Raw genomic sequence first — 21,332 nt, 5'->3', positions numbered from 1 at the left:
CGGTCCTCCTGGCTCAGCCCTGCTGACCCAGCCCTGCTAGCCCACCCCCGCGAGCTCCCGACGGTCGCCGAGAGGTCGCGCGGATAGGTGTGGTCGGTCGTTCTGCGTGTGGTCGGTCAATCACTTGACCGACCACACGCCAATCCCCCGACCACACGCACGAGGTCACATCTACCCGCGCTGTTCCAGACGCCGGAGTCCACGAAGTGGACACGGTTGTTCTCGACCGCCGGCAGCGTCTTCCACAGCGGCGAGGACTCGACCTTCTCGCGCTCGCCGTCGGCGGTGTCGTCGACGTAGACGAACAGGGTGTGGGCGGAGTCGAGCAGGTCGAGGTTCTCCTCACCGACATCGATGCTGAAGTCGTCGGGGTCGGTCTGTCCTTCGGGCTGGGCGACGCCGAGGGCGCGGTAGGCGATGCTCTCGGAGGTGCCGATCCGGATCGAGTAGCTCCCGTCCTCGCTGAGGCGCAGCGTCGAGACCGGCTGTTCGGTGAGGCCTGCCGCCTCGACACGTGCCTTCAGCGATCTCCTGGGCTGGCGGGTGCCTCGGTCGCATGCCCGGGGTGGTCGGCGCTCCGGACGCGATCTTTTACCTTGGCGAAACATGTGTGTCGCAGAAGCGATGCGGTGAAACAGTAGGTTCAGCACCATGGATCTGGCCAGCTTCAACGCTCTGCCCGAGGCCGAGGCGGTCGCCGTCGTGCGGCCGTGCGCGGACATCCCGGCATGGGTGGACGACGTCGTCTCCGGCCGCCCCTACCCGACGCGTGACGCCCTGCTGCGCCGCGCGACGCGGTCCGCCGCGCACTGGGGCGAGGCCGACCTCGAGGCCGCGCTCGCGCACCATCCGCGGATCGGCGAGCGCGCCGGGGGCAACACGCGCGAGGCGGCCATGTCGCGGAAGGAGCAGGGGACGTCGTCGTCGGCGGGCAGCGCGACGGCGGCCGCGATCGCCAACGGCAACGCCGTGTACGAGAAGAGGTTCGGGCGCATCTTCCTCATCCGTGCCGCCGGCCGGACGGGACCCGAGATCCTGGAGAACCTCACCGCCAGGCTGCGGAACGACGAGCCCACGGAGACGCTGGTGGCGATCAACGAGCTGCGCCAGATCGCCCTGCTGCGCCTCGAAGGCCTGATCGACGAGGAGACCCCCGCATGACCACCGCCTCCACCCACGTGCTCGACGCCGCCCGCGGCCTCCCGGCAGCCGGCCTCGCCGCGAGGCTGACAGGACCGCTGCCGGACCCCGCCGGGGACGCGGGCGCGGAGCCACGCTACGCGATCACGGACGACGACGGCCGCATCGCCTGGGGCGACCTGCCCGGCCCCGGCACCTACACGCTGGAACTCACGACCGGCGACTGGTTCGCGGCGCAGGACCGCGAGACGTTCTACCCCCGCGTCGTGCTGGAGGTGGCGCTCGGCGCCGCACACACGCACGTCGCGCTGCTGCTGAGCCCGTTCGCCTACACGACCTACCGGGGGAGCTGACGAATGCCGATCGTCCTGGGCGCCAACCAGTACGGCAAGGCCGAGGTGCGGCTGGTCCGCGTGGACCGCGACACCCCGCGCCACCGCCTCACCGATCTGAGCGTCACCTCCCAGCTCCGCGGCGACTTCGCCGCGACGCACCTCACCGGCGACAACAGCGGTGTCATCGCGACGGACACCCAGAAGAACACCGTGTACGCGTTCGCGCGCGACGGCGTCGGCTCGCCGGAGGCCTTCCTCGCGCGGCTCGCGCGCCACTTCCTCGCGCAACCCCAGGTGACGGGCGGACGCTGGGCCGCGGAGCAGTACACCTGGGAACGGATCGGGGCCGACGCCGCCGGGCCGGGTCCGGGCGCCGAGGCCGGGCCGGAACGTGGAGGGGCGGCCGTGCGCGATGCCGCGGCCGTGCCACGGCCCGGCGGCGCGGCCGGGCACGACCACGCGTTCGTCCGCTCCGGCGGGGAGAAGCGGACCGCGCTCGTGCACGCAGACACCCCCGCCGACGGCGGGCCGAGCCTGACCGTCCTGGCCGGCCTGCGGGACGCGACGCTGCTCAAGTCCACCGGCTCGGAGTTCCACGGCTTCCCCCGCGACCGCTACACCACGCTGCCCGAGGTCACCGACCGGATCCTCGCCACCGACGTCACCGCCTGGTGGCGCTACACGGACGACTTCGCGGCCGGCACGCTCGACGCCGGGGACGCGGGCGCCGTCTTCGACGCGCGGTACGACGCCGTCCGCTCGATCCTGCTGCAGACCTTCGCCGACCTGCACTCCCTCGCGCTCCAGCAGACCGTGTTCGCGATGGGGCGGGCCGTGCTGGAGGAGTTCGACGACATCGCCGAGATCCGGCTGAGCTGCCCCAACAACCACCACTTCCTCGTGGACCTGGAGCCGTTCGGCCTGGACAACCCCGGCGAGGTGTTCTTCGCCGCCGACCGCCCGTACGGGCTCATCGAGGCTGCGGTGACCCGGTCCGGCGACGGCGCCCAGGCCGGCCCTCGCCCGGAGCATCCGGTGTGGGCGACGATCGGGGGCTTCGTATGAACATGCTGATCGGGTCCGAGCGGATGCTGGTCGAGGGCGAGCTGCGTCCCGGGGTTCTGCGGATCGAGGCCGGGCGGATCGCCCAGGTGTGGTGGGGCACCTCCGACCCGGACCGGATCGCGGGCGACGGCAGTGACGACGAGGTGCTCGGCGGGCCGGTGGCGGGCATCCCGGCACGCCCGTCGGTCCTGGCGGCAGGCGACGCCGTCGTCCTGCCCGGCGTGGTCGACACGCACGTGCACGTCAACGAGCCCGGCCGCACCGAGTGGGAAGGATTCCTGTCGGCATCCCGGGCCGCGGCCCTCGGCGGTGTCACCACCGTGATCGACATGCCGCTGAACTCGATCCCGTCCACCACCACCGTCGAGGCGCTGGAGATCAAGCGGCGGGCCGCCCGCGCCGCCGGCGAAAAGGCCGCGTCCCGGGCGGGTCGCGGAGTGAGCCCGGGCCGCGGGTCCGGTTTCGGCGGTGGCCTGGCCTGCGACGTCGGCTTCTGGGGCGGGGCCGTCCCCGGCAATGTCGACGACCTGGAGCCGCTCTGGGACGCGGGGGTGTTCGGGTTCAAGTGCTTCCTCGCGGACTCCGGCGTGCCCGAGTTCCCGCCGCTCGGCCCGGACGACCTGCTGGCCGCGATGGACCGCCTGACCCGGTTCGGCGGGCTGATGATCGTGCACGCGGAGGACCCCGGCGTGCTCGCGGCCGCCCCCGCGCGGCCGGGCCCCGCGTACGCGGACTTCCTCCTGTCCCGCCCGGACGAGGCGGAGACGACGGCGGTCGCCCGGCTGCTCGACGTCGTTCGCGAGACCGGGACGCGCACCCACGTGCTGCACGTGTCCTCGGCGCGGGTGCTCGACCTGCTCGCCGAGGCCAAGGCGGAGGGCCTGCCGGTCACGGCCGAGACCTGCCACCACTACCTGACGATCGCCGCCGAGGACGTACCCGCCGGCGACCCGGCCTACAAGTGCTGCCCGCCCATCCGGGACCGGGGCAACCAGGACGCCCTCTGGGACGGGCTCCGCGACGGCATCCTCGACTGCGTGGTCAGCGACCACTCGCCCGCGACCGCCGCCGAGAAGTACGGCGCCGAGCGGCCCGGCGGCGTCGACCTCCAGCGGGCCTGGGGCGGCATCAGCGGCCTCCAGACCGGGTTCCTCGCCCTCGCGGACGCGGCCCGGCGTCGCGGCGTACCCCTGGCCGACGTCTCCCGCTGGACCTCGCGGAAGACCGCGGAACTCGTGGGCCTCGACCGCGCGGACCACCCCAAGGGCGTGCTCGCGGAAGGGGCGGCGGCCGACCTGATCGTGTACCGCCCCGACGTGGAGCGCACCATCGACGTGGCCGACCTGGCCCACCGCAACCCGATCAGCGCCTACGACGGCATGACGATCACCGGGGAGATCGCCGCGACGATCGTCGGCGGCAACGTCGTGACCGGCGCGGCGTCGGGCGCGATGTCCGACGTGGCGTTCGGCACCGCGGTGAACGGGGAAGACGCCGGAGAGTCCGGGGTGGATGAGACGTCGCGCCGGAACGGCGGGACCCGGCAACCGGTGGAGGACCTCGAGCACGTGCGCGGCGGCGGCCGCCTGCTCGTCCGTCCCGGCAGCGCCGCCGCCGAGGAGGAGGAGACCGTATGACATCCCAGATCAACCCGCCGCCGCGCCTGCTCATGGGCCCCGGCCCCGTCGACGCCGACCCGCGCGTGCTGCGCGCCATGGCGGCGCCCCTCGTGGGCCAGTTCGACCCGTTCATGACCGACACCATGACCGAGACCATGGGGCTCTGGCGCGAGGTCTGGCGCACCGCCAACGAGCAGACCTTCCTCGTGGACGGCACGTCGCGGGCGGGCGTCGAGGCGGCGCTGGTGTCGCTGCTGGAGCCCGGGGACGACGTCGTCGTACCGTCGTTCGGGCGGTTCGGGCACCTGCTCGCGGAGATCTCCGCGCGGGCGGGAGCCCGTGTGCACACGGTCGAGGGGGAGTGGGGGAGCGTCGTCGACCCGGATCGCGTCGCCGACGTCGCACGGCGGGTGCGGCCGCGGGTGATCGCCGTCGTGCACGGGGACACGTCCACGACGATGGCGCAGCCGCTCGACGCCCTCGGCGAGATCGCCCGCGATGCCGGCGCCCTGCTGTACGCCGACGCGACCGCGACCCTCGGCGGCAACGCCTTCGAGACCGACGCCTGGGGGATCGACGCCGCCACGGCGGGACTGCAGAAGTGCCTGGGCGGGCCGTCGGGCAGCGCGCCGATCACGCTGTCGGAGCGCGCCGCCGCGCACATCCGCTCGCGCCGGCACGTCGAGGCGGGCATCCGCGCCGACGACGACGTCGAGGCGCCGGGCGCACGCATCCTGTCGAACTACCTCGACCTCGCGCAGATCATGGAGTACTGGGGGCCGCGGCGCCTCAACCATCACACCGAGGCCACGTCGATGCTGTACGCCGCGCGCGAGTGCGCACGGCTGATCGGCGCCGAGGGAGTCGACGCGCGGGTCGCCCGGCACGCCCGGCACGGCGCCGCGATGGTCGCCGGGGTGCGCGGGCTGGGACTGGACACGTTCGGCGACGACCGGTTCCGGATGAACAACGTGGTCGCCGTGCGCATCCCGCAGCGGCTGCGTGCCGAGCCCGGAGCGGGCGACGCCGTCCGTGCGGCGCTCCTGGAGGACTTCGGCATCGAGATCGGCACCTCGTTCGGGCCGCTGCACGGGCAGGTCTGGCGGATCGGCGTGATGGGGACCGGCGCACGACGCGACGCCGTGCTCGCCACCCTCGCCGGGCTGGAACACGTGCTGCGGCGCGCCGGGGTCGCGGTCCCGGCCGGCGGCGGCGTCGACGCGGCGCTGGCGGCGTACGACGGGCGGGCCGGCGACGGTGTCGACGCGTACGGCAGGTGGTCCGACGGCGGAGTGGGTGGCGACGCGGTGGCGAACGCCTCGGGTGCTGCCGGCGCGGGCATCGACGTGCCGGGCGTCCCCGGGACCGAGGTCGGCCGAGTGACGACCGATGTCCCGGCCGGGGTGGCCGTGCCCGGCGCTCGGGCCGGGGCGGGCGCCGCGACCGTCCACGGCGCGGTGTCGGCCGATACCGCGCCGGCTCACCGGGAGGCAGACCGATGACCACCGCACGCCGGGTCCTCGACCGCTGCGCCGCCCTGACCGCCTACTCCGCCAGCCCGGAACGCCTCGAGCGCACCTACCTGACCCCGCAGCACGCGGCGGCGAACACGGCGGTCGCAGGCTGGATGCGGGACGCAGGCCTTGACACGGAGACCGACGCGGCCGGGAACCTGTGGGGCCGCCGCGCCGCCGAGCCTCCCGGGCCGGGTGGCACCCGCCAGGAACCGGGCATGCGCGGGGTCCCCGCACTGGTGCTGGGCTCGCACCTGGACACCGTGCCGGACGCCGGCGCGTTCGACGGCATGCTCGGCGTGGTGCTCGGCATCGCCGTCGCCGAGCGGCTGCGGGACGTCGCGCTGCCGTTCGCCCTGGAGGTCGTGGGGTTCTGGGACGAGGAAGGCACCCGCTTCGGCGGCGCGCTCATGGGCAGCAGCGCCGTCGCCGGCCTCTGGAAGGACGAATGGTGGGACCGGCGCGACGCCGACGGCGTCACGGTGCGCGAGGCGTTCGAACGGTTCGGGCTCGCCCCGGACCGGATCGCCGAGGCGTCCCGGCCTCCCGAGGACCTGGTCGGCTACCTGGAGGCCCACATCGAGCAGGGACCCCGCCTGGAGACCGCCGACCTGCCGCTCGCCTACGTCACCTCCATCGCGGGCGCCCGCCGGTTCGTCCTCACCCTCACCGGCGAGGCCCGGCACGCCGGCGGCACACCCTACGAGCGCCGCAAGGACGCCCTGGTCACCGCCTCCGAAGTGGTCCTGGCCGCCGAACGGCTCGCCCGCGAGGCCGAGGCGCTGGCGACCGTGGGTAACGTGCACGTGCTCCCCGGCGCGGTCAACGTGATCCCCGGCAAGGCGGAGCTCACGCTCGACGTCCGCGCCGTCGACGACGCCGGACGCGACGCGCTCGTCGCCGACATCGAGGCCGCGGGCCACAGGATCGGCACCGCCCGGGGCGTCACGTTCGACATCACCGAGACCCACCGCGCGTCGTCGGCCCTCTGCTCCGACCGGCTCAGCCGCGCGGTGGCCGACGGCATCCGCACCGCCGTACCCGGCCCTGCCGTCCCCGGGCTGTGGAGCCCCGCAGGACACGACGGCATGGCGATGGCGGCGGTGGCCGAGGTGGGCATGCTGTTCATCCGCTGCCACGACGGCATCAGCCACCACCCGGCGGAATCGGTCCGCGAGGACGACGTCGCCGTCGCACTGGACGCCTTCGAGGCCGCGGTGCTCGCCGTCGCACGCGACACACAGGCGGCGGCCGCCGAACCGGCCCCCTCCGGGACGACGGCGTGATGACGCTCGAGAAGCGCGTCCGCGAGCGCTACGCCGACCTGTCGCCGCAGGAGGCCCGCGCGGCCGACCTGCTGCTGGAACGAATCTCCGAACTCGCGGCCTACCGCGCCACCGAGCTCGCGGAACTCGCCGGGGTGTCGAAGGCGACGATGAGCCGGCTGGTGCGGCGCCTCGGCTACGAGGACTTCGAGGGCCTGCGCGAGCACCTGCGCGAACAGCGCGGCCGCGGCCTCCCGGTGACGGTGACCCCGCCGGCCGGCCTCGCCTCCCGGCTCCAGCGCGAGACCGAACACCTGCAGCGCGCCTACGCGGCGCTCGACGAGACCGCGCTGGAGGACGCCGCGACGGCGCTCGCCCGCGCGCGCCGGGTGCTGGTGGTCGGGCGGCGGGGCAGCCACCCGGTCGCGGCCGAGCTGGCGCGCAACCTCGCGCAGGTGCGGCCGGGCGTGGCCCTCGCGCCGTCGCCGGGGCAGGCGCTCGCGGAGGACCTGGTGGGCGCCACCGGGGACGACGTCGTCGTCATGGTGGCCTTCCGGCGGCATCCCGCGGGGACGGTGGCCGCCGTCGAGGGGCTCGTCGGAGGCGGCGTGCCGGTACTGCTGCTGGCGGACCCGACCCTGCGCCGGCTCGCCGCCCGCGTGCGCTGGTGGATCGAGTGTCCCGTGGGATACGAGGGCGCCTTCGACTCGCACGCGGTGCCGATGAGCGTCGTGGCCGCGCTGTCCGACCTGGTGCTCGCACGAACACCGCGGGGCGCGGCCCGGATCGCGGAGGTCGACGCCCTGTACGCGGAACTGGGAGAGCTGGACGAGGGCTGACGCGAAGGCTGACGCTGACTTCAGGAGCTGACGCCGGCTCCGGGACGCGGCGCGGGAGGACCGCCGCCGGAAGGAGCCGCCCCGCCCCGGGGCAGGGGCCACGGAACGAGCACGAACAGGGCTGACACGAGGACTCATGGACCTGGACATCGACGGCGTGCGTATCGCACGCGACCGCGCCGACCTGGCGCTGCGCCCGGGTGAGCGGCTGCTCGCCGGCGGGACGTTCCTGTACTCCGAGCCGGTTCCGGCCGGCGTGACGGGGCTCGTCGACCTGCTCGGCCTGGACTGGAAGCCATGGACCGTCTCCGACGGCGGCCTCGAGGTGGCCGCGACCTGCACGATCGCGATGTTGCGGGACAGGGCCGCAGAGGCTGCCCCGCAGTATCCGGGCCTGCACCTCGTCGGGCCCTGCGTCTCGGCGTTCCTGCTGTCCTTCAAGGTCGCGCACACCGCGACGGTGGGCGGGAACCTGTGCCTCGGCCTGCCGGCCGGCCCGATGGCGGCACTGTTCGCCACCCTGGACGGCACGGCCGAGATCTGGACGCCGGACGGCGGCACCAGGACCGAGCCCGTGGCGCACCTGATCACCGGTCCCGGCACGACGACGCTGGCCGACGGCGAGGTGCTGCGCGCCCTCCGGGTCCCCGCCGCGGGCCTCACGGCACGGACGTCGTCCCGGAAGCTGAGCCTGACGGCGCTCGGCCGCTCGGCGGTACTGGTCACGGGAGCGGTACCCGGTCGGGACGACGCGACGGCGGTCGCCGGTGGTCCGGAGGTGCCGTACCCGGCAGCGGCGCGAGCCAGGATCGTCGTGACCGCGTCCGTGGCACGGCCGCACGTGCTCACCGTCCCCGGCGGGGACCACGCCGCGCTCGACACCGCCGTCGACCGGATCACCGACTGGTACGACGACCCCCACGGCGCCCCCGACTGGCGCGCCGCCATGACGCGCCGGCTCGCGCACGAGGTGCTGGAGGAACTCTCATGAGGATCGACGGGACCGACGTCGCCGACATGCCCCGCCCCGGCCAGTGCCTCCGCACCTATCTGCGCGACCACGGCGCCACCGCGGTCAAACGCGGCTGCGACGCCGGCGACTGCGGCGCCTGCACCGTGCTGCTCGACGGCGAACCCGTGCACTCCTGCCTGATCCCCGCCCACCGCGCGGCGGAGTCGGACGTCACGACGGCCGCGGGCCTCGGCACCCCGGAGGAGCCGCACCCGGTCCAGCGCTGCTTCGCGGAAGCAGGCGGCTTCCAGTGCGGCTTCTGCACCCCGGGCATGGTGGTCACGGCCGCGGCTCTGGCAGCCACGGAGGCGGCCACGACGACGGTCGCCGACATCTCCGCGACCGCCGCCGACGCGACCGTTGCTGCGGAGGGGGTCGCCGCCATGGCCGGCACGGGCTGCGTAGGGCAGCTGTTCACCACACAGGGCGACACCGAGGCCGACGCCGAGAAGTGGAAAGGGAACCTCTGCCGGTGCACCGGGTACCGGTCCATCAGGGACGCCCTGGCCGGCCGGGTCAACACCGACGAACCCGCCGGAGGCCGGGGTGAGGAAGGCGTTGAACCCGTCGCCTTCGGCCGGTCCGTGCGCGCGCCCGCCGCCGCGCGGGTCGTCACCGGGCGCGAGCCCTACACCCTCGACGAGCCCGCCCCGCCCGGCCTCCTGCACGTCGCGGTGCTCGGCAGTCCGCACGCCCACGCCCGGATCACCCGCATCTCCGCCGAAGCCGCGCACCGCGCGCCGGGCGTGCACCTCGTCCTCACCCACGCCGACGTCCCGGACACCCTCTACTCCACGGGCCGCCACGAGCACCGCACCGACGACCCGGACGACACCCGCATCCTCGACCCCGTGCTCCGCTTCCGCGGCCAGCGCGTCGCCGTCGCCGTCGCCGACACCCCGCGACAGGCCCGCGAGGCACTGACCCTCGTCGAGGTCGAGTACGAGCCCCTGCCCGCGGTCCTCGACCCGGACCTCGCCCGCCGGCCTGCCGCCGTCGGCCACGAGGCGCCGCCCGCCGCTGGGCACGGGGAGGCGTCCCCGGCCGCCGTCGGACGTGGTGAGCTGCCACCCGTCGGCCTCGACCCCACCGCCGCCCGCCGGCCTCTCGCAGGCGGCGCGGCTCCGCCCGTCGTCGTCGGACCTGGACCGACCGCCGCACGAACACCGGTCCCGCTCCTGCACGGCGACAAGGATCCCGTTGCCTCCCGCATCGCCGACCCCGCGCGGAACGTCGTCGCGCAGGTGCACGAGGAGTACCCGGCCCGCGGCGCCGTCGACGCGGCGCTCGCCGCCTCCGCGCACACCGTCAGCGGCACGTGGACGACGTCGCGGGTCGCGCACGCGAGCCTGGAGACGCACGCCGCCCGCGCCCAGGTCGCGGCCGACGGCACGCTCGTCGTGCGCACCTCCACCCAGGTCCCGTTCCTGATCCGCGACGAACTCGCCTACCTGCTGGGACGCGACCCGGCCACCGTGCGTGTCGTCGCACCCCGGGTGGGCGGCGGGTTCGGCGGCAAGCAGGAGATGCTGCTCGAGGACGTCGTCGCGCTCGCCGCGCTGCGCACGGGCCGCCCCGTCCAGTGGGAACCCAGCCGCGAGGAGGCATTCGCCACCTTCCCCTGCCGGCACCCCATGCGCGTCACCGTCACCCTCGGCGCCGACGACGACGGCACCCTCACCGCACTGGCCGTCGACGCCCTCTCCGACACCGGCGCCTACGGCAACCACGCACCCGGCGTCCTGTTCCACGGGCTCAACGAGTCGGTCGCGGTCTACCGCGCCCCCGCCAAGCGGGTCGACGGCGAGGCCGTCTACACGAACAACCTGCCCTCCGGGGCGTTCCGCGGGTACGGCCTCGGCCAGATCCAGCTCGCGGTCGAGCAGGCCATGGACGAGCTCGCCGCCCGCACCGGCCTGAGCCCGGCGGAGATCCGCCGCCGGAACGTGGTGCGCCCCGGCGACCCGTTCGTCACGGGCCACGTGGACGACGGCGACCTGGAGTACGGCTCGTACGGCCTGGACCAGTGCCTCGACATCGTCGAACGCGAGCTCGGCGCGCCTCTCCCCGCCACCCCGGGCCCCGATGCCGACTCGGCCGCGGCCGACCACGCCATTTCTGTCGACCACGCCATTTCGACCAATGGTGACGTCAACATCAATCGAGATGACGTGGTCGACAGAGATGGCGTGGTCGGCGCGGCGGTGACGGCGGCGGGCGACAGCCCGGACGGCGAGTGGAGCGTCGGGACCGGATTGGCGCTCGCGATGATCGCCACGCTGCCGCCGCGCGGGCACCGGTCGCAGGCGCGGGTCGTGGCGCACCCCGACGGGACGTTCGCCGTGCACGTCGGGACCGCCGAGTTCGGGAACGGGACGTCGACGGCGCTCGTGCAGATCGCAGCGACCGAGCTCGGCGTGGCGCCCGAACGCGTGCGGCTGGTGCAGTCCGACACGGCGACCTCCGGGTACGACACCGGGGCCTACGGATCCGCCGGGACCGTCGTGGCGGGACTCGTCGTGGCGCGCGCGGCCGCCGAGGTGCGCGAGAAGCTGGCGACGGGCGGACGGCCGCCGTCGTCGGACCGCCTGCCCGCCGACGTCGTCGAGGCGACCGCCTCGCACGACGGCACCCCGCGCTCCGTCGCGTTCAACGTGCACGGGTTCCGCGTGGCCGTACGCCGCGCGACGGGCGAGGTGCGCATCCTGCGCTCGGTGCACGCCGCCGACGCGGGCGTCGTCATCAACCCCGAGCAGTTGCGCGGCCAGATCGAGGGCGGCGTAGTGCAGGCGATCGGCTCGGCGCTGCAGGAGCGGCTGGAGGTGTCGGACGGGTCCGACGACGCCCCCGCGGGCACGGTCCGCACCCGCACCTTCCGGAACTACCGGCTCCCCGCCATGGCCGACGTGCCCCGCACCGACGTGTTCTTCGCCGACACCGCCGACCGGCTCGGCGTGCGCGGCGCGAAATCCATGAGCGAGGCGCCCTACAACCCGGTCGCTCCCGCGCTGGCGAACGCCATCGCCGACGCGACGGGCGTCCGCCCCCACGGCATCCCGATGCAGCCCGACGTCCTGTGGCGGCTGCTCAACAGCAAGGAGACACCATGACCGACGCCGACGACGAACGCTGGCTGGCCCGCGCCATCACGCTCGCCACCGAGAACGTCGCGGACGGAGGCGGGCCGTTCGGCGCGGTCGTGGTGCGCGACGGCGCAGAGGTGGCCGCCGGCGTCAACCGCGTCACCCGCGACCTCGACCCGACCGCGCACGCCGAGGTGGTCGCGATCCGTGCGGCCTGCCGGGTGACGGAATCGTTCTCGCTGGCGGGGGCGGTGCTGTACTCGTCCTGCGAGCCGTGCCCGCTGTGCCTGACGGCGGCCCTGTGGGCTCGCGTGGACCGCGTCGTGTTCGCGGCCGACCGGTACGACGCCGCCGCGGCCGGATTCGACGACCGCGAGTTCTACGAACTGCTGGAACAGGACCGCGACACGTGGCCGAACCCGGTGGTCGCCCGCCGGATCCCGGCGGCAGGCGAACCGTTCGCGGCCTGGAGGTCCACCGAGGACCGCACACCGTACTGACAGCGGCGCGGCTGCGGCGGGGCAGCTGCGGTCGATGAACCATGAGCTTGCTTGCGCTCCGGACCCTTGAGGCGTAAGCAAACTCCTGGTTCGTACGCCACCTCGTGGCTCATCGGCCGCAGCTACCCGCACAAGCCGTAGCCACCGCCCTCCGCGGTCTGCGGTACCCGCCCCGGCCGCCCCGCCTGCGTGACCTCCGAAGTAGCGTGGGCACCATGGTGGAAGCGGTCGGGATAGTGCTCGCCGCCGGGGCGGGGCTCCGGTTCGGCGGGCCCAAGGCGCTCGCGCGGGCCGACGACGGGACTCCCTGGGTCGAGATCGCCTGCCGCACGCTGCTCGACGGCGGGTGCAAGAACGTGATCGTGACGCTCGGCGCCGGCGCGGACCAGGCCGGGCCGCTCGTGCCGGGCTGGGCCACGACCGCCGTCGTCCCCGACTGGCTCGACGGCGCGTCCGCGTCGCTCCGGGCCGGCCTGGCGGCAGCCGCCGGGACCAGCGCCGACGTCGCGGTGATCACGCTCGTCGACCTGCCGGACCTGCCGTCCGCGGCGGTCCGGCGGCTGCTCGGGCCCGACGACGGCGTGGTGGGCGAGGACACGCTACGTCGTGCGGTCCACGACAGGCGGCCGGGGCACCCGGTCGTGCTCGGGCGGCGGCACTGGGAAGCGGTCGCGAACACCGCCACGGGAGATCGCGGCGCGGCCGACTACCTGCGGAAGCATGCCGCCACGGCCGTCGACTGCACGGACCTTGGCGGAGGCGACGACGTGGACCGGCGGTGAGGGATCGGGCAGGTGGTGTGGTCGGTTCGACGTCGAGCGCTCGGCTCCCCGAGCGACGCGGGCGACCCGAGCGACGCGGGCGACCCGAGCGACGCGGGCGACCCGAGCGACGCGGGCGACCCGAGCGACGCGGGCGACCGCTCGACATCGAACCGACCGCTCGACAACCGGCCGATCTCTACGCCGTCTCGACCGCGTCGATCGCCCCGCCGTAGCGGCGGTCACGCCCCGCGTACTCCTCGACGGCCCGCCACAGGTGGCGGCGGTCGACGTCGGGCCACGGTTCCGGCAGGTAGATCATCTCCGCGTAGGCCGCCTGCCAGAGCATGAAGTTGCTGGTCCGCTGCTCGCCGCTGGACCGCAGGAACAGGTCGACGTCGGGCGCGTCCGGCACGTACAGGTGCCGCTGGATCGTCTTCTCGGTGATCCTGCGCGGATCCAGCCGCCCGGCCGCCACCTCCCGGGCGATGGACGCGGCGGCGTCCGCCACCTCCGCGCGTCCGCCGTAGTTGACGCACATCGTCAAGGTGCAGCGGTCGTTGTCGCGCGTGCGCTCCTCGCACCGCTCCAGCACCTTGATCACCGAGTTCCACAGCTTGGGACGCCGTCCCGACCAGCGGATCCGCACGCCCCAGGAGGCCATGGTCTCCAGCTGGCGCTCCATCACGTCCTTGGTGAACCGCATGAGGAAGGCGACCTCGTCGGGCGAGCGCTTCCAGTTCTCCGTCGAGAACGCGTACGCCGAGATGTGCTCGATCCCGAGCTCGACGGCGCCGGCGACGATGTCGAGCAGCGACGACTCGCCCGCCCGGTGCCCCTCGGTGCGCGGCAGCCCGCGCGCGTTCGCCCACCGGCCGTTGCCGTCCATCACGATGGCCACGTGCCGGGGCAGGAGGTCCCGGGGGATCTGCGGCGCCCGCGCACCCGAGGGATGCGGGTAGGGCTCCGCGAACGAGCCTCGTGGGCTCGACTGCACGTCGGTCATGAGCGTTCGACCATCCTCAACGATCTCAGTGTCCTCTCCAGGTAGTACTGGCCGTACGCGGCCACCAGGCCGCTCGCCTCGTTCCGGTGCCGCGCCGCGGCCGCGTCCGCGGTGTCCCAGTCGCCCGACAGCAGCGCCGCCAGCAGGACGAACGTCTCGGGCGACGGCGACGGCGACCCTGGTGGCCTGCAGCGCGGACACACCGCACCGCCCTGCGCCACGTTGAACGCCGCGTGGGGGCCGGGCTCGCCGCAGCGCGCGCAGTCGACCGCCGACAGCGCCCAGCCCGCCACGGCCAGCGCCCGCAGCAGGTAGGAGTCCAGCACCAGACCGGCGGCGTGGTGCCGCTCGGCCAGCGCGCGCAGCCCGCCCGCAAGCAGCCAGTACTGCTGCACCGCCGGCTCACGCTCCTGATCCACCAGCCTGTCGGCCGCCTCCAGCATCACGGTTCCCGCGGTGTAGAGCTCGTAGTCCTCGCAGATCCGCCGGGCGTACGCGCCGATGGTCTCGACCTGCGTGACCGTGTCGAGCGTACGGCCCGTGTGGAACTGCACGTCCACGGCCATGAACGGCTCCAGCCGCGCCCCGAACCGGGACGACGTCCGGCGCACCCCTCGCCCGACGGCGCGCACCTTGCCCCGCTCACGGGTCAGGAACGTGACGATCCGGTCCGCCTCGCCCAGCTTCTGGGCACGCAGCACGATCGCGTCGTCTCGGTACAGGGGCACGACACCAGTGTCCCAGGTGTGGCTGACATCGACATCGCCGTCCGGGGGAACCCTGAACCTGCCCTGAGATCTCGCCAATTCTCTTCGTTTCAATATGTAGCGTGGCTACGCTTGCCGCCGTGAACGCCGCAGATCTCGCCCGCCTGGAGTTCGCGCTCCTGGCGGCCGTCCACTTCCTCTTCGTGCTGGTGACGCTCGGGCTCGGCCCGGTCGTCGCCCTCTTCGGCAGCCGCTGGGCCCGGGCCGAGCGCCGCGGCCAGTGGCAGGCCCCCGTGCTCGAACGCGCCACCCGGTTCTGGGGTCAGCTGTACCTGGTGAACTATGCGCTCGGCATCGCGGCCGGGATCGTGCTGGAGCTGCAGTTCGGGCTCCACTTCCCCGGGCTGCTCGACGTCGCCGGAGAGGTCTTCGGGGCGCCGCTCGCCATCGAGACTCTGGGCGCGTTCTTCCTGGAGTCCACGTTGCTCGGGCTGTGGGTGTTCGGCTGGCACGTGATCCCGCGCCACGTGCACGCCCTGATCTTCTGGGGCGTGGTGGCCACCGGATACGCCTCGGCGTTCACCGTGATGATCGCCAACGGATTCCTCCGGAACCCCGTCGGCTACGAACTGGTCGACACAGCCCACGGACGCGTCGCCACGATCAGCGACCCGCTCGCCTTGATCCTCAACCCGGCGGCACTGCTGTCGGCGTTCCACGTGCTCGGGGCGTGCCTCATGACCGGCGGGTTTCTGCTGGTCGCGGTCGGCGCGTGGCACCTGCGCCGCGGCTCGGGCGCGGGCGGGCCGTGGGGCGGGCCCCGGCCCGCGGACATCGACGAGGACCTGTGGCGCCGCTCGATGCGCAGCGGCATCGTCACCGGTTCGATCGGCGCCCTCCTCGCGACGGGCTTCGGGTACAGCCAGTTCACGTACATCACCGGCCTCGACAACCCGGGGCCGTCGGGCGGCGACGTGGACGGCCCGCTCGACATCATCGCCGCGATCGGGCTCGGCCTCATGGACACCGTCGCGAATCTTGTCGTCCTCGTGGGCATCGTGCTGCTCCTGATGCTGATCGGCAACGGGATCTTCCGCTTGCGGCGGGGGTTCCGGGCCGCGCTCTACGGCGTGCTGATCGCCCTGTTGCCGGTGCCGTTCGTCACGGCGATCTCCGGCTGGCTCACCCGGGAGCTGAGCAGGCAGCCGTGGGTGGTCGCGGGCGTCCTGCGCACCGACGAGGTCGTGAGCGACCAGCCCGCCGGGGCGGTGCTCGCCTCGCTGCTCGTGCTGGTCGGGCTCATGGTCACGCTCGCGGTCGTCGACTGGTCCGTCCTCGCGAAGCTCGCCGCCCGCGGCGCGGACCGCCTCGTGCTGGGAGCCCCGCCGGACGAGGTGCTCGGGGCCGAGTCGGACGGGGCCACCGACGCCGACCTGCTCCGCTTCGCGGACCCGCCCACCGGTGTCGTCCCACCCGCCGGCGCCGTCCCGTCGGCCGGCGTCGTCCCGCCCGCCGGCGCCGCTCCGCCCGCCGGCGTCGCTCCGTCCACTGGCGTTGCTCCGGCCTCCGGCGCCGTCCCGTCGACCGAGCCCGCCCCGGCCTCCGGCGTCGGCCCGTCGGCCGAGCCTGCCCCGGCCTTCGGGCCGGACGTGCGCCCCGTCCCGATCGATCCGACCACACCGGAAGGTGCCCGATGACCGCCGCCTGGGGAATCCTCCTGATCGTCCTGCTCACGGGCTGGTCCGTGCTCGACGGCGCCGTCCAGGGCGCCGGCGCGACCAACCTCGGAGCCCGGGGCGGCGCCGCACGCCGGGTGCGGCTGGCCGCCGTCGGCCCGTTGCTGCTGCCCGGTGAGGTGTGGCTCGTCGCGGGGGCGGGCGTGCTGCTCGGCGCGTTCCCGCACGCCGAGGCGGAACTCCTGCGCGCGGGGTACGCGAGCGCGATCGCGCTGATCGCGTCGTGGGCGCTGCGCGACGCCGCGCTCTGGCTGCGGTCCCGCCGCCCGGGCCGCGCCTGGCGCACTGTGTGGGACCGGCTGCTCGCGGGAGCGTCGACGCTGCTCGCGGCCGCCTGGGGCGCGTTGCTCGGCGCAGCCTGGGGCAGCGTGATCGCCGCCGTCGTGCTCGCGGTCTGGAACGTCGTCGCCACGCGACTGCACGGGAGAGCTCTCGTGGCGCGTCGTCTGGGCGAGCCGTCCCGGCTCGGGTTGTGGACGACGTCGGCCGTGGTGGCGGCGCCCGTGCTGGTGACGGCGGTCGTGGCGTGGCCGCAACTCATGGCGGGCACCGTGGGGAATGGTCCCTCCGCGGCGCTCGGCGGGGTGGTGATCGCGCTGCTGCCGGTGCTGGGGATCGCCCAGTGGTTCGCGTGGCGGCTCATGATCCGCCCGCTCGGCCCGCGTGACGTGATGTTCTTCTAATCGTGCCCGATTTCGGTAGGATCGAAGCACCATGACCACCAAGAACCGCATCCTCTGTGCGCTCCTGGGCGCCGGCGCCGTCAGCGTGACCTTCCTGCTCATCACCTGGGTCCCCGATGCCCTGACCTGGCTGCTCGGCGTGGGCGGGTCGGTGCTCTTCCTGGTCTCGCTCGCGATCCCCGGCCCCGCCTACATGAAGCAGCCGCCGTGGCACTCGGTCACCATCCTCGACCGCGGGTACATGACCCCGGCCGAGGTGCACCAGATGCTCGGGATCTGGCTGCCCGCGCAGATCGAGCACCTCGAGGCGCGCGACGCGCAATGGACCGTGGCGCGGCACGTGCCCAAGTGGCGCGGCGACCACGTGGTGCAGGTCCTCGACTACCGCGGCGTCATCGCGGAGCGGCGGTTCGAGCCGCTGTCCGCGCTGCAGTGGGTCGGGGTGCACATCTTCCCGGTGCTGGTCGGGGTGGGCCTGGCGCTTCCGCTGCTGGCGGTGATCGGGTTCGGCACGTTCGGGGGCAACTGGATCACGGCGCTCCTGCTGTTCGCGGTGTGGGGAGCGGTGGCGATGGCCGTACGCGCCGTCCTGGAACGGTGGGTCATCCACCGGGTGGTCTGGGAACCGGAACTCACGGCGGACGGCACGCGCTTCGTCGAGCGCTGAGGAGCGCCGTCCCTCCCGGAGCGCGAGAGCGGCCGAGCGCGGGCCACTGACGCACGCTCACGGACCCAGGAGAGCGAGGGGGACGACGGCGACCTGGGTCGCGGCGGCGCGTCGAGCGATGCCGAAAGGCCGCCGGCCAGGCGCAGTGCCTGATCGGCGGCCCTCGGCCGGTTCGTCAGCTCGCCCCGGGGGTCAGCCCGGTCCGGCCTGGTTCAGCCCAGGAGTTCGCCCAGGTCGTCGGCCAGGGCCGGGACGCCCTCCGGCCAGTCGTAGGACAGGGCGGTGGGCGGCGACACGGACGACACGTTGACCGTCCCGACCACCTGGGCCACCATTCCGTCCTGGAGCGCGGGCAGGGCGCTGAGCTCCTTGCTGTCCGGCAGGGCCTCGGCCTGCTCCTCGGTGTACGAGTAGGCCACGACGACGTCGGACTCGAGCTTGTCGAGCTCCTCGTAGGAGAGGGTGTAGAAGAAGTCCTCGCCGCCGGACGGGTCGAGCTCGTCCACGGCGGGGGCCGTCGAGAAGCCGAGCTTCTCGAGGAACCCGGCGCGGGGGTCGGCCGAGGTGTAGACGAAGATCTGGCCGTTCTGCGGGTCGTCGACGATCGCCGCGACCGTGTTGCCCTCGAACTCGGGGTGCTCGGTCGCGATGCCGGCCGCGTAGTCCTCGAACTCGGTGAGCACCTGCTCGCCGGCCTCGCTGCGGCCGAGGGCCTCGGCGGTCAGCGTGACGGTGTCGTCCCAGGGGGTGGTCCACGGCGCGTCCGGGTAGGCGACGACCGGGGCGATCTCCTCGAGCAGCTCGTACTGCTCCTCGGTGATGCCGGAGTAGGTGGCGACGATCAGGTCCGGGGCGGCCTCGGCGAACTGCTCGTACGGCACCTCCTCGCCGGCGGCCGAGTCGTCGAGGATGACGGGCAGTTCCTCGCCCGCCTCCTCGTACGCGGTCTCGACCCACGGGAGCAGCGCGTCCTCGCCGACGGTCCAGACCTGCTCGGCGACCGCGACCGGGAACACGCCGGAGGCGATCGCGGCCTCGGTGGAGCCCCAGCCCCACGTGGCGACGCGCGTGGGCGCCTCCTCGATCGTCGTGGTGCCGAGGGCGTGCTCGATCGTGATCGGGAACTGGTCGGCGGTGTCCTCCGCCGCCGGCGTGGCGTCGTCGTCCTCGGAGGCCGGCGAAGCGCAGCCGGCCAGGGCGAGGGCGGACGCGGCCAGCAGGCCGGTCGCGGCGGTGAGGGTGCGGCGAACTCGCACGGGTCCTCCTTGATTTCCGGGGCCCGACGACGTCAGGCTCATGTGAGGCGAGCCTAACCTCATCAGTCGAACCATTACGTCACGTCCGCATCACGAAATTCGCTGCGGGGTGTGGCGTCCATCGCATCAGCGCGCGGTGTGGAAGCGGCCGCGGGGGACCACCATCGGGGTGCCGGAGACCGGATCCGGGACGACGTCGGACTCCAGGTCGAACGCGCCATGGACGACGTCGCTGGTCAGGACCTCGCCGGGATCGCCCTCCGCGACGATCCGCCCGGAGTTCATCACCACCAAGTGGTCGGCGTAGCGGGCGGCGAGGTTCAGCTCGTGCAGCACCATGGCCACCGTCGTGCCGCGCTCCTGGTTCAGGGACGTCAGCAGATCCAGCAGGTCGAGCTGGTGGCGGACGTCGAGGAACGTCGTCGGCTCGTCGAGCAGCACGATGCCGGTCTGCTGGGCCAGGACCATCGCGATCCACACGCGCTGGCGCTGGCCGCCGGACAGGTCCTGGACCGGGCGGTCGGCCAGGTCCGCCACGCCCGTCGCGGCGAGCGCGGAGGCGACCACGGCGTCGTCGTCGGACGAGTGCCGCCCGAACCAGCCCTGGTGCGGGTACCGGCCGCGCGCGACCAGCTCGGCGACGCGGACGCCGTCGGGCGCGATGGACGACTGGGGCAGCATGCCCACCTCGCGCGCGAGCTCGCGCCGCGACATCGCCGAGACGTCGCGGCCGCCGAGCAGGACCTTCCCGCCGGACAGCGGGTGCAGCCGCGCCATGCCGCGCAGGAGCGTGGACTTGCCGCACGCGTTGGGGCCCACGATCGCGGTGATCCTCCCGGCGGGGAGGCTCAGGTCGAGCCCGTCGATGACGGTGCGGCCGTCGTAGCCGAGCACCACGCCCTCGGCGCGGAGCGTGGGACTGGCACTGATCGTCGGGCCGACGGCGGCGGCCGGCCTGGCGCCGACCGTAGGGTCGGCAGCGGTCGGGCCGACGACGGCGGCGGGGGCCGCGGCGTCCTCGGTGCGGAGTTCGGCGGGTTCGGAGCGCGCCATCACCGGCGCTCCTTTCTCTCGTTCGTGGCCAGCAGCCACAGCAGGTACGGGGCACCGACGAGGCCGGTCACGATCCCGACGGGGGCGGCCACGCCGAAGACCTGGTGGTTGCCGATGAGGTCGGCCGCCAGGACCAGCAGGGCGCCGATCGCGGTCGAGGCAACCAGCGCGGGGCTGCCGTCGGACAGCACGCGCCGGGCGATCGCCGGGGCGACGAGCGCCACGAACGCGACCGGCCCGGCGAACGACGTGGCCAGCGCCACGAGCCCGACGGCGAGCAGCAGCGTGCCCACCCGCGCCGCGTCCACGTGCACGCCGAGGGCGCGGGCGTTGTCGTCGCCGAGCGCGAGCGGGCTCTGCGTCCGGGCGACGGCCGCCACACCGAGCATGAGCACGAGGGCGCCGCCGGCGAGGATGCCGAGGTCGTCGCCGCGGACGTCGGCCACGGACCCCACGGTCCACAGCAGGGCGGAGGCCGCCTCGCGTTCCTCCGCCCTGGCGAGCAGCCACGTCATGAACGACTGGCACAGGTACGCGAACCCGACGCCGACCAGCACGAACCGGATCGAGTGCAGGCCGCGGCGCCAGGCGAAGAACCAGATCGCCAGGGCGACGGCCAGCCCGCCGCCGAACGCCGACGCCGCCACCGCGATCCCGGCGAGGCCGAACGTCAGCAGCCCGCTCACCGCGCCGAGGCTCGCGCCGGCGGCGATGCCGAGGATGTCGGGGGAGGCGAGCGGGTTGCGCAGCGTCGACTGGAACATCGCGCCGGCCAGCCCGAACATCGCGCCGACGAGGATCGCCGCGACCACGCGCGGCAGACGCAGCCGCTGGACGATGAACAGGTCGCCGCCGTCGCCCGCGCCGAACGCTGCGAGCAGGGCGGTCCCGGGGGCGATCGTGGAGTCGCCGAGCATGAGGCCGAGCGTCCCGAGCACGGTCAGCGCCGCGATGCAGGAGCCGACGACGATCCCGAGCCGGCGCCGTCGTGCCGTCCGCAGTCGCCCGAGAGCATGGCGGATGCCGGCGGCCACGTCCTCGGCGGGGGCGTCCGGCGCGGCGGGCGCGGTGTTCGCGGGGGAGACGGCCAT

Annotated in this window: 20 protein-coding genes; 14 read left to right on the top strand and 6 right to left on the bottom strand. The window is 74.1% G+C overall.

What is annotated here, in order from left to right:
- Positions 1 to 116: 116 nt before the first annotated feature.
- The gene (locus ACYVK5_RS19815; protein WP_460707695.1) at positions 117 to 608 is read right to left on the bottom strand and encodes a TroA family protein; all 492 of its coding nucleotides are present in this window, start codon (positions 606 to 608) and stop codon (positions 117 to 119) included.
- 43 nt (positions 609 to 651) lie between these two features.
- Between ACYVK5_RS19815 and uraD the strand changes: the two genes are divergently transcribed.
- The 11 genes from uraD to ACYVK5_RS19760 all read left to right on the top strand — a co-directional run bounded on the left by uraD (position 652) and on the right by ACYVK5_RS19760 (position 13,154).
- A complete protein-coding gene (gene uraD / locus ACYVK5_RS19810; protein WP_460707694.1) occupies positions 652 to 1,161 on the top strand; it encodes a 2-oxo-4-hydroxy-4-carboxy-5-ureidoimidazoline decarboxylase in 510 nt (169 codons plus the stop codon).
- The gene (locus ACYVK5_RS19805) at positions 1,158 to 1,493 is read left to right on the top strand and encodes a hydroxyisourate hydrolase (RefSeq protein WP_460707693.1); all 336 of its coding nucleotides are present in this window, start codon (positions 1,158 to 1,160) and stop codon (positions 1,491 to 1,493) included. The genes uraD and ACYVK5_RS19805 overlap by 4 nt, the downstream gene beginning before the upstream one ends.
- Before the next feature lie 3 nt (positions 1,494 to 1,496).
- Entirely contained in the window at positions 1,497 to 2,540 is a 1,044-nt protein-coding gene (gene pucL / locus ACYVK5_RS19800; RefSeq protein WP_460707692.1) for a factor-independent urate hydroxylase, read from the top strand.
- Positions 2,537 to 4,177 carry an amidohydrolase family protein gene (locus ACYVK5_RS19795; protein WP_460707691.1) on the top strand — a complete coding sequence of 547 codons (1,641 nt, stop codon included), beginning with the start codon at positions 2,537 to 2,539 and terminating at the stop codon, positions 4,175 to 4,177. The genes pucL and ACYVK5_RS19795 overlap by 4 nt, the downstream gene beginning before the upstream one ends.
- Entirely contained in the window at positions 4,174 to 5,661 is a 1,488-nt protein-coding gene (locus ACYVK5_RS19790) for a pyridoxal-phosphate-dependent aminotransferase family protein (RefSeq protein WP_460707690.1), read from the top strand. The genes ACYVK5_RS19795 and ACYVK5_RS19790 overlap by 4 nt, the downstream gene beginning before the upstream one ends.
- Entirely contained in the window at positions 5,658 to 6,959 is a 1,302-nt protein-coding gene (locus tag ACYVK5_RS19785; RefSeq protein WP_460707689.1) for an allantoate amidohydrolase, read from the top strand. Before ACYVK5_RS19790 ends, ACYVK5_RS19785 begins: the two co-directional genes overlap by 4 nt.
- On the top strand, positions 6,959 to 7,777 hold the full coding sequence (locus tag ACYVK5_RS19780) for a MurR/RpiR family transcriptional regulator (RefSeq protein WP_460707688.1): 819 nt from the start codon (positions 6,959 to 6,961) through the stop codon (positions 7,775 to 7,777). Before ACYVK5_RS19785 ends, ACYVK5_RS19780 begins: the two co-directional genes overlap by 1 nt.
- 136 nt (positions 7,778 to 7,913) lie before the next feature.
- Positions 7,914 to 8,768: an FAD binding domain-containing protein gene (locus tag ACYVK5_RS19775; protein WP_460707687.1), complete on the top strand. Its 855-nt coding sequence runs from the start codon at positions 7,914 to 7,916 to the stop codon at positions 8,766 to 8,768.
- Positions 8,765 to 11,899, top strand: a complete 3,135-nt coding sequence (locus tag ACYVK5_RS19770; RefSeq protein ID WP_460707686.1) for a molybdopterin-dependent oxidoreductase — start codon at positions 8,765 to 8,767, stop codon at positions 11,897 to 11,899. The genes ACYVK5_RS19775 and ACYVK5_RS19770 overlap by 4 nt, the downstream gene beginning before the upstream one ends.
- Positions 11,896 to 12,372, top strand: a complete 477-nt coding sequence (locus ACYVK5_RS19765; RefSeq protein ID WP_460707685.1) for a nucleoside deaminase — start codon at positions 11,896 to 11,898, stop codon at positions 12,370 to 12,372. The genes ACYVK5_RS19770 and ACYVK5_RS19765 overlap by 4 nt, the downstream gene beginning before the upstream one ends.
- A gap of 215 nt (positions 12,373 to 12,587) precedes the next feature.
- Entirely contained in the window at positions 12,588 to 13,154 is a 567-nt protein-coding gene (locus ACYVK5_RS19760; protein ID WP_460707684.1) for a nucleotidyltransferase family protein, read from the top strand.
- Between the two features lie 178 nt (positions 13,155 to 13,332).
- On the opposite strand, the gene ACYVK5_RS19755 is transcribed toward ACYVK5_RS19760, so the two are convergent.
- On the bottom strand, positions 13,333 to 14,139 hold the full coding sequence (locus ACYVK5_RS19755) for an isoprenyl transferase (RefSeq protein ID WP_460707683.1): 807 nt from the start codon (positions 14,137 to 14,139) through the stop codon (positions 13,333 to 13,335).
- A complete protein-coding gene (recO, locus tag ACYVK5_RS19750; protein ID WP_460707682.1) occupies positions 14,136 to 14,867 on the bottom strand; it encodes a DNA repair protein RecO in 732 nt (243 codons plus the stop codon). Before recO ends, ACYVK5_RS19755 begins: the two co-directional genes overlap by 4 nt.
- A 119-nt stretch (positions 14,868 to 14,986) precedes the next feature.
- Between recO and ACYVK5_RS19745 the strand changes: the two genes are divergently transcribed.
- From ACYVK5_RS19745 to ACYVK5_RS19735, 3 genes are read left to right on the top strand one after another with little or no spacing between them, the layout of a single operon-like run.
- A complete protein-coding gene (locus ACYVK5_RS19745; protein ID WP_460707681.1) occupies positions 14,987 to 16,543 on the top strand; it encodes a cytochrome ubiquinol oxidase subunit I in 1,557 nt (518 codons plus the stop codon).
- Positions 16,540 to 17,265: a cytochrome d ubiquinol oxidase subunit II gene (locus tag ACYVK5_RS19740; RefSeq protein ID WP_460707680.1), complete on the top strand. Its 726-nt coding sequence runs from the start codon at positions 16,540 to 16,542 to the stop codon at positions 17,263 to 17,265. The genes ACYVK5_RS19745 and ACYVK5_RS19740 overlap by 4 nt, the downstream gene beginning before the upstream one ends.
- Positions 17,266 to 17,296: 31 nt before the next feature.
- Positions 17,297 to 17,932 (top strand): hypothetical protein, encoded by a 636-nt coding sequence (locus tag ACYVK5_RS19735; RefSeq protein WP_460707679.1) that lies wholly within the window; start codon positions 17,297 to 17,299, stop codon positions 17,930 to 17,932.
- Positions 17,933 to 18,144: 212 nt separating this feature from the next.
- On the opposite strand, the gene ACYVK5_RS19730 is transcribed toward ACYVK5_RS19735, so the two are convergent.
- From ACYVK5_RS19730 to ACYVK5_RS19720, 3 genes are all read right to left on the bottom strand, one after another.
- Positions 18,145 to 19,188, bottom strand: coding sequence for an iron-siderophore ABC transporter substrate-binding protein (locus tag ACYVK5_RS19730; protein ID WP_460707678.1), 1,044 nt, complete (start codon positions 19,186 to 19,188; stop codon positions 18,145 to 18,147).
- 126 nt (positions 19,189 to 19,314) lie between these two features.
- The gene (locus ACYVK5_RS19725; protein ID WP_460707677.1) at positions 19,315 to 20,241 is read right to left on the bottom strand and encodes an ABC transporter ATP-binding protein; all 927 of its coding nucleotides are present in this window, start codon (positions 20,239 to 20,241) and stop codon (positions 19,315 to 19,317) included.
- Complete coding sequence (locus ACYVK5_RS19720) at positions 20,241 to 21,332, bottom strand: FecCD family ABC transporter permease (protein WP_460707676.1); 1,092 nt, start codon at positions 21,330 to 21,332, stop codon at positions 20,241 to 20,243. The genes ACYVK5_RS19725 and ACYVK5_RS19720 overlap by 1 nt, the downstream gene beginning before the upstream one ends.

It is taken from the genome of Myceligenerans halotolerans (assembly GCF_054782975.1).
This window is presented reverse-complemented; position numbering and strand designations above follow the sequence as displayed.